This window comes from Streptomyces sp. SID13726, from assembly GCF_010548375.1.
GTDB lineage: Bacteria > Actinomycetota > Actinomycetes > Streptomycetales > Streptomycetaceae > Streptomyces.
On the sequence record NZ_JAAGLY010000394.1, the window covers coordinates 1 to 456 of the forward strand.

The following is a 456-nucleotide window of genomic DNA, read 5'->3' on the forward strand; positions in this document are numbered from 1 at the left end:
ACACCTTGAGGCCGCGCGCCCCGCGCGCCGCGGCGTCGCGGAGCTGCCGCTGCACCTCGCGCTCGCCGCCCGCGTGGGCGAGCGCTCCCCAGTCGACCTGGCAGAAGGTGAGGAACCGGCCCGGGTGCGCGCGGTCGTACCGGTCGAGGTTGGCCTCGAGCTCGTCGCCCCACAGGCCGTCGAGGTTGACGACCGTGCGCACGTTCGTGCCGTAGAGCAGGTCGAGCAGGGCGGGAACGTCCGGCGCGCACCAGTCGGCGGTGAGCCAGCGGCCCAGGTGGTTGTGGACGTCGACGGCGGGCACCGCGGCCCGGGTGACGTCGGTCCGGGGGAGCCGCACGCGGGCACGCGGCTCCCAGTCGGCGAGCCGCAGGTCGGGTGCGGGCGGCACCGGGGGCGGGGTGGCGTGGTGGAGAGGATCGGTCACGTCCCCGAGCATCTGCCCCCCGCGCGCAG

The 456-nt window shown here is 76.8% G+C and carries 1 protein-coding gene; it reads right to left on the bottom strand.

The features are described from left to right. The coding region (locus G3I78_RS48245) for a hypothetical protein (protein ID WP_203616539.1) at nucleotides 1-427 on the bottom strand (427 nt) is incomplete at its 3' end. Between the last annotated feature and the right edge of the window lie 29 nt (nucleotides 428-456).